The 13,169-nt window shown below is 33.6% G+C and carries 7 protein-coding genes; all 7 read left to right on the top strand.

What is annotated here, in order from left to right; all coding sequences use genetic code 11:
• The first annotated feature begins 16 nt into the window (after positions 1–16).
• The 7 genes from ACFSAH_RS13140 to ACFSAH_RS13110 all read left to right on the top strand — a co-directional run bounded on the left by ACFSAH_RS13140 (position 17) and on the right by ACFSAH_RS13110 (position 13,096).
• Entirely contained in the window at positions 17–1,252 is a 1,236-nt protein-coding gene (locus ACFSAH_RS13140) for a sugar MFS transporter (protein ID WP_379663206.1), read from the top strand.
• Positions 1,253–1,520: 268 nt separating this feature from the next.
• Positions 1,521–4,619, top strand: coding sequence for a SusC/RagA family TonB-linked outer membrane protein (locus ACFSAH_RS13135; protein WP_379663205.1), 3,099 nt, complete (start codon positions 1,521–1,523; stop codon positions 4,617–4,619).
• Between the two features lie 19 nt (positions 4,620–4,638).
• Complete coding sequence (locus ACFSAH_RS13130) at positions 4,639–6,264, top strand: RagB/SusD family nutrient uptake outer membrane protein (RefSeq protein ID WP_379663204.1); 1,626 nt, start codon at positions 4,639–4,641, stop codon at positions 6,262–6,264.
• A gap of 28 nt (positions 6,265–6,292) precedes the next feature.
• Entirely contained in the window at positions 6,293–7,492 is a 1,200-nt protein-coding gene (locus ACFSAH_RS13125) for a SusE domain-containing protein (RefSeq protein ID WP_379663203.1), read from the top strand.
• 73 nt (positions 7,493–7,565) lie between these two features.
• Positions 7,566–8,816 (top strand): glycoside hydrolase family 76 protein, encoded by a 1,251-nt coding sequence (locus ACFSAH_RS13120; protein ID WP_379663202.1) that lies wholly within the window; start codon positions 7,566–7,568, stop codon positions 8,814–8,816.
• Positions 8,817–8,943: 127 nt separating this feature from the next.
• Positions 8,944–10,890, top strand: coding sequence for a glycoside hydrolase family 97 protein (locus ACFSAH_RS13115; RefSeq protein WP_379663201.1), 1,947 nt, complete (start codon positions 8,944–8,946; stop codon positions 10,888–10,890).
• A gap of 328 nt (positions 10,891–11,218) precedes the next feature.
• Positions 11,219–13,096, top strand: a complete 1,878-nt coding sequence (locus ACFSAH_RS13110; RefSeq protein WP_379663200.1) for a T9SS type A sorting domain-containing protein — start codon at positions 11,219–11,221, stop codon at positions 13,094–13,096.
• Positions 13,097–13,169 lie beyond the last annotated feature (73 nt).

The raw sequence follows: 13,169 nt of genomic DNA, 5'->3' as shown, positions 1-13,169 counted from the left end.
TAAATATAAAATAATAATGAGAGAAAGAGTTCCTTTTACAGAGAACAAGTATATGCTTACGCTTGTGTTTGTTACTTCACTATTTATGTTTTGGGGCATTGCCATTACAATGGGAGATGTGCTAAACAAACATTTTCAATCTGTTTTAAATGTGTCAAAAGCAGATTCGGGACTGGTTCAGTTTTCCATTTTTGGAGCCTATTTTATTATGAGTATTCCTGCCGGATTATTTATGAAGAGATTTGGATATAAGAATGGGGTTCTGTTAGGATTGTTTTTGTTTGCATCAGGATCGTTTCTATTTGTACCGGCAGCAGATGCAGAATCGTTTGGTTTTTTCAGAATAGCATTATTTATTTTGGGATGTGGGTTGGCTACTTTAGAGACAGTAGCTCATCCTTTTATGGCATCTTTGGGCGATCAGAGAAGTAGTGACCAACGAGTAAACTTTGCCCAGTCATTTAATGCGGTGGGAACTATGATAGGTCCTGCTTTGGGAACGTATTTTTTACTTAGGGGAAGCAGTGGAGTAATCCAAGAAGGATTGGATTCTGTTAAAAATCTTTATATCGGTATAGGTTCTGTAATTCTATTTATTGCAATTTGCTTTTACTTTGTAAGGGTTCCACCCTTGACAGACCCGCATGCAGAATCAGGAGGAATTAATGAAGATGCTATTAATGTTGATTTAGCCCCTGATAAAAAACTTTTCCAACACAGACATTTTGTATGGGCTGTAGTAGCGCAGTTTTTTAATGTTGCAGCACAAGGTGGAACCTGGGCATTTTTTATCAATTATGGTCACGAAGTAATGGGGTTTTCTGATGAAAAAGCAGGAAATTATTTGGTTGTTTTCATGGGGATGATGTTGTTAGGAAGGTTTGTGGGGACATTTTTGATGAAATATATCGCAGCAAATAAGTTACTAGCTACGTTTGCATTACTTAATATATTTATGTGCCTAATTGTAGCTCAAGGCTGGGGGTGGATTTCCTTCATTGCTTTGCTGTTTATCAATTTCTTCTTTAGTGTAATGTTTCCAACCATTTTTAGTTTGGGAATAAAAAACTTAGGAAAACATACTCAACAGGCCTCTTCATTTATTTCTATGGGTGTTGTTGGAGGGGCCGTATTCCCTTTTTTAATGGGGTTAATTGCAAATAAAGATATTGCTGCAGCATATTATTTACCAATAATATGTTATGCACTCATATTTCTGTTTGGAACAAAATTCTATAAAGTACAATATTAATAGAGTAGATGGTCAAATTTATTAAATCGAATTATAATAAGCTTATATAAATCAGTCAACAACTAATTATTAACCAATCTTAATATGAAATAATGTATAATAAAAAAAGAGTAAAGAGTTGGGCAACATGCCTATTAACAAATAATAAACATTAAATAGACACTATAGAGTTATGATAAATAAATGTCGTTCACAATCGGCAAAGTGTATTTTTATGTCATATTTATTCATAAAAAGCCCTTTGTCTCTGAGATTATTTGTGTTGTTTATGATTTTCTCATCGGGTTTTTCTAGAGCAGCAGCAAATCTTGAAAACAGACCTCAAACAACTACAGTTAATATTGCTGATAATAAAAATAGCCATCAGAACATACCTGTAAGTGGATATGTTTTAGATGTTAATAATAATCCTCTAATAGGTGTAACTGTATTAGAGCAAGGGACACAAAAAGGAACAATGACTAATGCGCAAGGATACTTTTCTATACGAGCGGAATTAGGTACAGTATTAGAGTTTTCTTACATAGGTTTTAAGAAAAATACTCTTACAATAGTTAATAGTAGCGAGATTAAAGTAATTATGGAAGAAGATAGCCGCTTAATGGATGAAGTAGTAGTAATAGGTTATGGTACAACAACACGTAAAAGTGTTATTGGATCGGTAGATCAGGTTACTTCTAAGGTAATTGAAAATCGCCCGGTGGCAAACTTAACTCAGGCATTACAAGGAACATCTCCGTCTTTAATTATTCAACAAAGAAATTTCAACCCTAATAGTGATGGAGGCTTGAATATCAATATAAGAGGTTTAACTACAATGAATAATAATAGTCCTTTAATTGTAATCGATGGATTAGTTTCTGACGATGCTAGTTTAAATAAACTAAATCCCGCAGATATCGATAATATCTCTATTTTAAAAGATGCAGGAACTGCAGCTATTTATGGGTCCAGAGCAGCAAGTGGGGTATTATTGGTGACGACGAAAAAAGGTGTGAAAAATCAAAGGCCTACTATTCATGTTGGTTCTCAGTTTGGCATGCAAGATCCGAAAATTTTGGTAACACCAGTAAAGGGGTATCAAAATGCATTATTAAAAAACCTGTCATTAACTAATTCGGGATCTACTCCTGCATTTTCACCAGGGGAGGTAAGAGATCTAGCTAACAATGAAGATAGCGAATGGGTTATGGACCAAATTATCAAGTCGGCACAACAGCAGACACATAATGTGAGTGTTTCTGGTGGTGGAGAGCACTCTACATACATGGTTTCTTCGGGTTTTTTTAAACAGGGTAGTAATTATATAGGCCCAAATTATAATATAGAAAGATATAATCTTCGCTCTAATTTGGTCTCTGAGTATGGCAGATTTAAGTTAACATCAATATTGGCTTACACCCGCAATAATTCAAAACAATCAGTAGGAGACCCTATAGGAGATGCAATGCGTATACCTACTTATTACTATTATAGGTCGCAAGCAGATAATGGAAAGTATTTACTTAATGATGTTTTAACAGAATCTAATCCTGTAGCAATTCTTAAAGACGGTGGATATGTTAAAAATGATAATGATTACATTAATTTAAATCTTGGGTTAGATTTCAGAATAATGGATGGGCTGAAATTAAGAGGGGTGTTTGGTTCCGATATATTTTCAGATCATAGCTATACTAGACGTATGGAAATTCCATATTATTTGAGGGAAGATGATTCGTTACCTAAAATGTATGCTAATGCCACCAGACCTACAGAAGATTGGAATAAAAAAGCATATTTGTTAAACTCTCAAATGTTGTTAGATTATGATAAGAGTTTTGGGAAACACCATGTAACTGGTCTTATAGGTGTTACCAATGAATCTTATACTAGCGCCTCAAATAGTATAAAATTAGAATATACAGATCCTGATTTGGGGACTCCAACCACAGGAACTGTTTATGTAACATCTAGCTCAGTTACTCCTCAAAATACAACCAAAACAAGTATAAACTCTATATTAGGTAGATTAGGTTACTCATTTGAAGATAAGTATTTTGCCGAATTTAGTTTTAGAGAAGATGGATCATCTAAATTTTCTAAAAATAATAGATGGGGGTTTTTCCCGTCAGCTTCTTTAGGATGGAGACTTACAGAGGAAGCATTTCTAACTAGTTATAAAGAAAATATTGGAGATTTAAAGTTAAGGGGGTCATACGGAATATTAGGTAATCAACGTATAAGTGATTATCAATATTGGACAGTTTATGCTGTTTACAATAATGTTTATGGTTACAATAATCAATCAGTATCTGGAGCAGGGTTTACCTACGGAAATTCAGAGTTAACATGGGAAAAAACAGCAACTTTTAATTTAGGGTTTGATGCTGCTTTTTTCAAAAATGCGTTAAGCATAAGTGCTGATTACTTTCGTAAAACCACTTCAGATATATTATTAACCCCGCTAATTCCAACGGTTTTTGGAACCACATTACCCAATTTCAATTCCGGAGAATTAAAAACAAATGGATGGGATTTAACGCTCAATTACCGCCTACATAAAGGGCGATTTAACCATAATTTTGGTTTTAATTTAGGCGATACATGGAATGAAGTAACCAAATTCGAAGGACATGAGCAAATAAAAAGGACAGAAGAATATTATACCATTATTCGAGAAGGATTACCATTCAATAGCCTGTATGGTTACAAAACAAATGGAGTATTTCAAAGCTATGAGGAAATTGCATCATCAGCAGTTCCTGTTGGATATGCTGTTCAGCCAGGAGACTTAAAGTTTATCGATCGTAATGGAGACGGAGTAATAGATTCTAAGGATCGTTATGTGATTGGAAACTCTTTTCCCAGATTTACATTTGGCTTTAACTATAATTTAAATTACAAGGGATTTGATTTAGGATTGCTAATTCAAGGAGTTGGTAAAAGAGATCAAGCCATAAGGGGAGAATTATTAGAGCCTTTCCATGCAAACTATTCTTATGTAATGTATGAACACCAATTAGATTATTGGACTCCAACTAATATTAATGCTAGATATCCAAGAATTGCAGCTTCTGGTTCTGCTTCTAATGAGAACAATTATAAAATGGGGTCTGATTTAAATGTTTTGGATGGTAAATATTTGAGATTAAAGAATATTCAATTGGGATATACTTTGCCTGTTAAAATCTCAAATAGGATGGGTATGCAAAAAACCAGGATATACGTTAATGGACAAAATTTGTTAACACTATCTAAAAACTCATTTATTGATCCGGAATCTAGCGAATTTAATTCCAATATGAGTAATGGTAGCGGAGCTAATAGTGGTAGATCATATCCATTACTTAAGTACTATGGATTTGGAATAGATTTTCAATTTTAAGACTTAAATAGAATAAGGTATGAAAAAATATATTTATAGAATTTTGCTGTTATTTCCGTTGGGAGTGTTTTTTTTATTGGTTAGCTGTAATAAATTAGATCAGTCTCCAACGAATAATTTTACAGATGACAATTTCTGGGTATCCCCAGAAAAAGCTCAATTGATTTTAAATATGGCTTATAGCCAGATGTATAGTGCAGATAAGATGTTCTCTGATGAAAATTTGGGAGATAATCTTTTCCAAGGTAGAGGTTCAACAGATCAACGAACAATTAGAAATGGACAAGCTACGCCTGCATTAGGAATATTCTCTGACACATGGTTAAATATCTATCAAGGATTAAAAACTTGTAATATTTTTCTGGATAAAATAGACTTGGTTCCTAATATGGATGCTGCAAGGAAGTCCAGGATGATTGCAGAAATACGTTTTATTAGAGCCTTTCAATTTTTTAGATTAACGAATTTTTATGGAGATGTACCTTTCTTTACGAAAGATATTTCTCTAGAAGAATCAAGGAGAATTTCGCGTACCCCTTATGCTACTGTTAGAAAATTTATTCATGACGAATTAGAAGCTATTGTAAATGATTTGCCATCTAGAAATAATTTGCCTGCTAATGAAAATGGTAGATTAACTAAGGGAGCTGCTATAGCAATGAATGCTAGGGCGTATTTGTACGAAGGGAATTATGGGCAAGTTAAATTAAACTGTGAAAAGTTAATTAACGAACAATCTGTCTATGGTAATTATTCCTTATTTAGTTCGTATGCGGGGCTATTTATGCCGCAAAATGAGAATAATGCAGAAGTAATATTGGATGTGCAGTATGTGCCTCTATTAAGAACATGGTCTAATTTAAACTATATGGCTCCAATATCTGTTGGTTCTCCATTAAATGGATCAGCCCCTACTCAATCTTTAGTAGATAATTATATTACTATTAATGGACTAGGTATTGACGCTGATCCCGATTATGATATAAATAATCCATACAACGAATCTCTTAGAGATCCACGGTTAAAAGCAACCGTAGTATATGATGGGTTTAATTGGCAAAAACCCGATGGGACTTTTACAACCATAAGAATAAAACCAGGAAGCGGAACAGTAGATGAATATAGAACTTCTAGCAGCAATGTTACTTCGACAGGATATTATACAAGAAAATACTATGATCCAACTTCCGAAGCTGCTTTTGTATCAGGGTTAAATATCATTATGCTACGTTATGCAGATGTATTATTAATGTACGCCGAAGCTAAACAAGAATTAGGGGAGATGGACCAGTCTGTTTGGAATAAAACAATAAGACCAATACGTCAGAGAGCAGGGTTTAGTTCTGGAGCTGCTTTAGATTTTCCGACTTCTTCTTCAAGTTTAAAGGATATTATCAGAAGAGAAAGAAGAAGTGAATTGGCATTAGAAGGCTTACGTTATTTTGATATTATCCGCTGGAAAGAAGGACCTAAATACTTGTCAGGATATGTTTATGGTGCCAGATTCGCTAATAATAATACAGAAAATATCCAATTGGATTATCGGGTTTTCAACGAACAAAGGGATTATTTATGGTCTTTGCCATTAGATCAAATGAATTTAAATGCCAACTTAAGACCAAATAACCCGGGATATTCTTTTTAGGCAATAATTATATTAAAATATATAAGATATGAAAAAAATAATCAATAAGGTAGTTATTTTATTATCAGTAATTGGAATAGCATCTTGTAAAAAGAGTGATATGAACTTCAAGGATGCAACAGTAACAGCTGTGAAAAGCTTGTATGAGCCTACAGATGGTAAAACTGTTTATCTTGAGAATTCACAAAATCAAACAGTTTACTTTGAATGGGAACAAGCGAAATCAGAAGATGGAGCAGCACCAGGGTATGAAGTCATTTTTGATAAAGAAAATGGTGATTTTTCACAACCAATATATCGTATAACTTCTGCTAATAATGGTTCCGCTAATTACATTGCTGTAAGCCACAGAGTATTAAATAAAGTAGCTTATTTGTCTGGTTTTGAAGTAGGTGAGATTGCTAAGTTTAAATGGGCTGTAGTTTCTTCCAGAGGAATAAATGAAGTTATTAGTTTGCAAAGTAAACTTTTACAGGTAGTTAGGTATGAGGGATTTGTAGAAATACCACAAGCACTTTTCTTAAAAGGAGAAGGATCTGAAGTTGGAGATAATGCTACTCAGGCATTAAAGTTTACTAGAAAGTCAGATGGGGTTTTTGAGATATATACTCGCTTGCAGGCAAATAAAGCATTTGATTTTATAGATGCAAAAACAGGGACCTATACCTCTTATTATTTTGATAATGAAGAATTAAAAGAAGGGACTAATAACTCTCAAGTTACAGAAGATGCGGTTTATAGAATAAAATTGGACTTTAATAAAGGTGAAAGTATAGTGGAAATTGTAGATAGATTATATCTTTTCTATCCATTAGATGGCGTTTATCACAATTTCACCTATGATAGCAAAGGAATATGGACTTTAAGTTCTAAAATAAGGGTTAAATACGTTTCTTGGGCACCAGGAGGAGAGATACGCTATAAATACAGAATGACTATCAGAAAAGCTGGAGCAAGTACCACAACTACAGAAAGTTGGGGACATAAAGAAAATGACAAACAAGAGGTAGTTACAGCAACAACAGATCGTAGCTATTTCGACTTGTTTAAAAACCCTAGTGGTGCCGATGATTTTGCCTACTCTTTTAGATATTCAAAAGAACTTATGGGAATGCCGGCAGGTAATGGAGTTTCTGAAACTTGGTGGGAAAGTGCCTCTGCAATGAATATTAAATTATTCATGAATACAGATAATTCTGCAAATTACCATCAGGAGTGGACTTATTAAATATAGTTAAGCAGTAAATTATTTGTCAATATTCCAGTGAGAAATATCTCACTGGGATTAATTAAATAAAGACATGAAGATTTTATTATATCTATCATCATTGATTTTGATAACTAACGTATCATCGTGTAAAAAAGTCAATGATGAATATTCGTATACAGATACGACTATTTCGTACAAAAAGGCAGATTGGTTAGAAGTATCAGATAAAGGTACTTTGGGTTTACTGCAATTTTGGTACCCTGTAACTAATGCTAACGGACAAGAAGGAGGTTATTTCGGACATGGATCCAATGGAGCAAATCCAGGTTTTAATTATTGGTTACAAGCCCAGGCCTTAGATGTTTTGGTTGACGCTTATAACAGAACTACATTACTTTCAGAACGAGTGTTATATAAAAACTATATAGATAAATGGTATATAGGGGTACAGGCTAAGCATAACAGTACAGGAAATGCAGATGATGTCCGAAACTTTGAAGATAATTATGTTGATGATATGGAATGGATAGGTTTGGCTGCATTAAGAGCATATCAAGCAACAGGAGACCATAAATTTTATGTTTTGACACAGCATATGTGGGAATCAATTTTCCTGGACCTCAGAGGGTATAATGAGTCGGCACCTTATTATGGCGGTATTTTTTGGTTACGTTCTGCATCAGGTAAAAATGCTTGTTCGAATGGACCAGGATCTTTACTCTGTATGAAACTTTATGAACATACAGGAGATGAAAAATATCTGACTTACGCTGAAAAAGTTTATGATTGGTTACGTAATAATTTATTTAATAGCTCTACAGGAGCAGTTTATGATAATGTTGTTATCAATGCAGAAGGAGTGGCTAACGTCCAGAAAGTAGCATTGAGTTATAATCAGGGGACATTTTTAGGGACAGCTTTGGAACTGTATAAGGTAACAGGAAGGCAAATGTATTTAGATGATGCAAAGTTATCTGCGAATTATACCATAGGTAGAAAAGTTAAACCAGAAAGTAGGGTGCTTCAAGCAGAAGGGGAAGAGCAAAACCAAGTGTTCAGAGGTATATTTATTCGTAGCTTTCTTGAGCTTACACGATATGAAAAGCTTGATGAAAAAAGCAGAAGTACTTATGTGGATGCAATGGAAAGATTTGGTCAATACATTTGGCAGGCAGGTTCTGCTACTTATAATATAGATGCAAATAATACATGTTTAATGTTTTCTAATGTATGGGATGAATCTCCTGTTAGTTACGAGTTTTCTCAGCAAATGACAGGATGTATGTTAGTTGATGCGGTAAATCAGCTTAACACAGCCGGTTTTATTAAGCAAAGTTATTAATAGAAAAAAGGTTCTCATGAAGATATCTCATAAAAGGATGGTTACAGGAGTATTAAAGCCATTTTTTAATTAATAACGGTTTAAAGTATCACAGAAATAATAACGTGGCCTTTATAAAAGATATAATATGTTTTTACTCAAAAAAATAACTCTTTTTTTATTTTATTTCGCAATAGTTTTGCATGTAAATGCTCAAACTTTAGAACTTTCGTCTCCTAACAAGAAACTAAACATATCTTTTAACATTGCAGATAAAATATATTATACTGTTTCTGCCGATAGCAAAGTGCTTTTGAAAGACAATTTTATGCTTTTAAACCTAAAAGACGAAGTATTGGGGCTAAAACCAAAGTTGTTGAATAAAAAATATAGCACAGTTAACGAAAAATTAAAACCTATAATAGCACTCAAATATTCAGAGGTAAACAATCATTACAGTAATCTGCTATTACATTTTAAAGGAAACTATGCAGTGGAATTTAGAGCTTATGATGATGGGATTGCATATCGGTTTATTTTAGATAGGAAGGGAGATATAGAGATTTTTAATGAAGAATTTTTAGTTAATCTTTCAGAAAACAGCTTGTTGCATTTACAGCAGACTCACAGTTTTAAAACAGCTTATGAAGAACCTTATACTCATTTGAAATTGAATGAATGGAAAGAGGTAAATCAAATGGCGGTTTTACCAGCATTAATAGAAACCACACATTCCTACAAAGTTTTGATTAGTGAGTCGGATGTGTTGGATTATCCGGCAATGTTTCTTAAAAAATCTGTAAATGGTATCCAATCTGTTTTTCCAAAGCAACCTTTGCAATTTGGTGATGATGGAGATCGTAGTGTTAAAATTTTAAAAGAAGCAAATTATATAGCAAAAACTAAAGGTAAAAGAAGCTTCCCCTGGAGGTATTTAGTAATAGCGAAGGAAGATAAACAGCTTATTGAAAATACCATGACTTTTAAGCTGTCCTCTCCTAATGTGATTGAAAATCCTTCTTGGATAAGCCCCGGACAAGTAAGTTGGGAATGGTGGAATGATGCTTCTCCGTATGGAGAAGATGTGAATTTTGTTTCCGGGTATAATCTTGATACTTACAAATACTATATAGACTTTGCTTCTAAATTTAGAATACCTTATATCATTATGGATGAAGGTTGGGCTCAAAGTACACGAGATCCATATACCCCTAATCCAAAAGTTGATTTACATGAACTTGTTCGCTACGGTAAAACTAAGAATGTAGATATCATTTTATGGCTCACTTGGCTAACTGTAGATAAAAACATGGCACTTTTCAAGACTTTCAACGAATGGGGTATAAAAGGAGTGAAAATAGATTTTATGGACAGAAGTGATCAATGGATGGTGAATTTTTATGAGCGTGTTGCGAAAGAGGCAGCAAAGCATAAATTGTTTGTCGATTTTCATGGCTCTTTTAAACCAGCAGGGTTGGAGTACAAATATCCTAATGTACTCTCTTACGAAGGGGTACGTGGTATGGAGCAAATGGGGGGATGCACACCGGAAAACAGTATTTATTTACCATTTATTAGAAATGCCATTGGTCCAATGGATTACACGCCAGGAGCTATGATTAGTATGCAGCCCGAGGTATATCGTTCAGAACGTCCTAACTCTGCAAGTATAGGTACCAGAGCTTATCAAATGGCATTATTTGTCATTTTCGAAAGTGGACTACAGATGTTAGCAGATAATCCTACATTATATTATCGTAACGAAGATTGCACAAAATTTATAACCAGTGTACCTACAACTTGGGATGACACAAAGGTGCTTAAAGCCAAAGTGGGAGAAATTGTAGTGGTAGCAAAACGTAAAGGAGAAAAATGGTTTATTGGAGGTATGACAGGCAATGAAGGTAGAGATGTGGAAATTGATTTAGGTTTTTTGAAGGCAGGAAAGGAATATCAGATGACTTATTTTGAGGATGGCGTTAACGCAGGTAGGCAAGCTATGGATTATAGAAAAAAAAGTAAAGGGGTAAAGGTGGGAGAGCGCATTCAAATAAAAATGGCCAGAAATGGAGGATGGGCAGCGGTTATTGAGTAGTAGCGTGTGGTTAATTAGCAGAACTTATTAACCACAATCTAAGTGTTTATAAAAGAGTATTATAGTTCATTAAATAATAAACTGTCTAATTATATGCAATACCATCATATTAGGCAGTTTTTATAGAAATAAACAGTTACAAATTTATTTAGCTATCTGATTATAGATTTTTAAACTACTGATGGGGATTTTAAAACTTCCTGTGAAATACTTTAGATGATTAGCTAAATCCTTTTTTCATATCAATAGAGCTCTAGTAGCTCAATGGAAATATATTGGAGATAACCAATTCTTTGAACAAAAAATAAACCATATAAAAACTACAATTATGAACAGAAAATCTATTTTTTATTTAGTACTTATACTAATTGTTGGTATAAATGCTCATGCTTTTCAGGCACCGGTTTCACTCTCCTTACAAGGAAGTGCAGCAGAATCTACAACTCCAATTCCAATGAAATTGGTTGGTACAGTTTACGAGCTGTATACTTCGTTAAAGACAGGTAATTATTCTTTCGCTGGCGATAATTCTATAGCACAGGCGTCAATAACGGTTACAGAGTCTTTAGCACCTTATCGTATACGTGTAAACTATAGTGGTAGTACGCCAACGGTAGAAATAAAGAAAATAACAAGAGTATCTTTATGGGCTCCATGGAATAAATTTACGATTGCTGAGTTGGCATATGTAGGTAATTCTGTTTTTAGAGCTATTGGGCTTTCGCAATACAATGATGCTTGGGGGGATAACAGATACCGTATAAAAGTGTTCTTAGAGGGAAATGTAGAAGAGACATATCAACCAGAAAATAATGTAGAAAATCCGGATGAATCTACTCCGTTATCTTATTATGATTTATATTTTGGCCCTAATGGTGATTGGCCAAGTGGTGCTAAAGAATATAAGATATTCAATAAATATAGAAATACAGGTATATTATTTGATGCAGAGGTTAGTTTTAAAACTGACGCCAATTATAGTCATAGAATTACAGATTATGTACCGAGTTTAACCATTACAGATAACCTGTCAATTTCAGGTTCAGCATTGGAATCAGGTTCAGCAACATTTAAAAAGAAGGAAAATGGTATTTTTGAATTTGTTGGAGGACTTCAGGCAGGTAGCTTTACTATTTCTGGAACTAAAGAAGGAACTCCGTATTCTTATACGCTTGATAATGGCCAAGTTATTCAGGGAAATACATCCGGGTCTCCTTCAAGCAGTTTAAAGCCTTATTATTTAAAAATCAATTTAATAAATGGCTCTTATATTTTACAAGAAGTAACAGCCGTTAATTTGTTCATGAGTTTTAGTGGGTTTTTAGGAAGTGATAGGATACAATTATTATATCAAGGGAATGGGAAATTTCAAGGATCAAAAGCAAGTTTGGTTTGGCCGGTAGCAGGTTGGGGAGAAGATAGCAGATACAAATTTAAAATGGATTTAGCTAATTCTACCTCTGTATATTGGGCTTCATCTGTATATGATAATACTACACCGCCAAATGGCGAAACTATAGGAAGCTATTATTCTGTAAATAGTGTGATTAATAATGATTACGATTATGCATTCAAATTTCAGCAAGCGACAAATAATCAACAGTTGAGTATAGCATTAGAATTTAATTCTGATGGGAATTTCTCTCATAGATATGTGACAAATGGAACATTACCGTTTACTTTAGTGGATTTTAGAGCTAATGAAGAAAATGGTAAAGTAAAATTAGTTTGGAAGACAGAGAGCGAAGAGAATTTTAGTGGATTTGAGGTAGAAAGAAGTATTGATGGTGTGTATTTCGAGACTTTAGGGAAAGTGAGATCTAATCAACAGTCTGGTTTACAACAATATTTATTATATGATCAAAATGTAGCTGATTTTTTAGTTATATATTATCGTTTAAAGATGGTTGATAACGATGGTACGACTCGATTTAGTAATGTCATAGCATTAAAAATTACAGCATTGAAAGAAAACGTATTGAAAGTTTACAATCTTTCAGACTCATATTTGCAGGTAGTGCATCCGAATGCAAATAATAATGCTCAAATAGAAATATATGGGATAGATGGAAAAATTATCAACTCTATAAAAGCAAATCAAGGCGAAGTAACATCAAGAGTTAATGTATCTAATTTAAAAAATGGAGTTTATGTGCTTAGTTATAAAGACGAAGTGCAGTTATTTAGAACAAAATTTATCAAATAAACTTCATGTTAAAAAATTGAAAATAAGTTTATCCCATTGAGGGATGTTTACTTAAATACGGGATAAATTTATT

The sequence above is a fragment of the Pseudopedobacter beijingensis genome, assembly GCF_042678145.1.
GTDB lineage: Bacteria > Bacteroidota > Bacteroidia > Sphingobacteriales > Sphingobacteriaceae > Pseudopedobacter > Pseudopedobacter beijingensis.
This window is presented reverse-complemented; position numbering and strand designations above follow the sequence as displayed.

Bases quoted from the DNA above. Each gene is read 5' to 3' on its own strand.
- ACFSAH_RS13140 (WP_379663206.1), top strand. From the start codon at position 17: ATGAGAGAAAGAGTTCCTTTTACAGAGAACAAGTATATGCTTACGCTT.
- ACFSAH_RS13115 (WP_379663201.1), top strand. From the start codon at position 8,944: ATGTTTTTACTCAAAAAAATAACTCTTTTTTTATTTTATTTCGCAATA.
- ACFSAH_RS13120 (WP_379663202.1), top strand. From the start codon at position 7,566: ATGAAGATTTTATTATATCTATCATCATTGATTTTGATAACTAACGTA.
- ACFSAH_RS13125 (WP_379663203.1), top strand. From the start codon at position 6,293: ATGAAAAAAATAATCAATAAGGTAGTTATTTTATTATCAGTAATTGGA.
- ACFSAH_RS13110 (WP_379663200.1), top strand. From the start codon at position 11,219: ATGAACAGAAAATCTATTTTTTATTTAGTACTTATACTAATTGTTGGT.
- ACFSAH_RS13130 (WP_379663204.1), top strand. From the start codon at position 4,639: ATGAAAAAATATATTTATAGAATTTTGCTGTTATTTCCGTTGGGAGTG.
- ACFSAH_RS13135 (WP_379663205.1), top strand. From the start codon at position 1,521: ATGATTTTCTCATCGGGTTTTTCTAGAGCAGCAGCAAATCTTGAAAAC.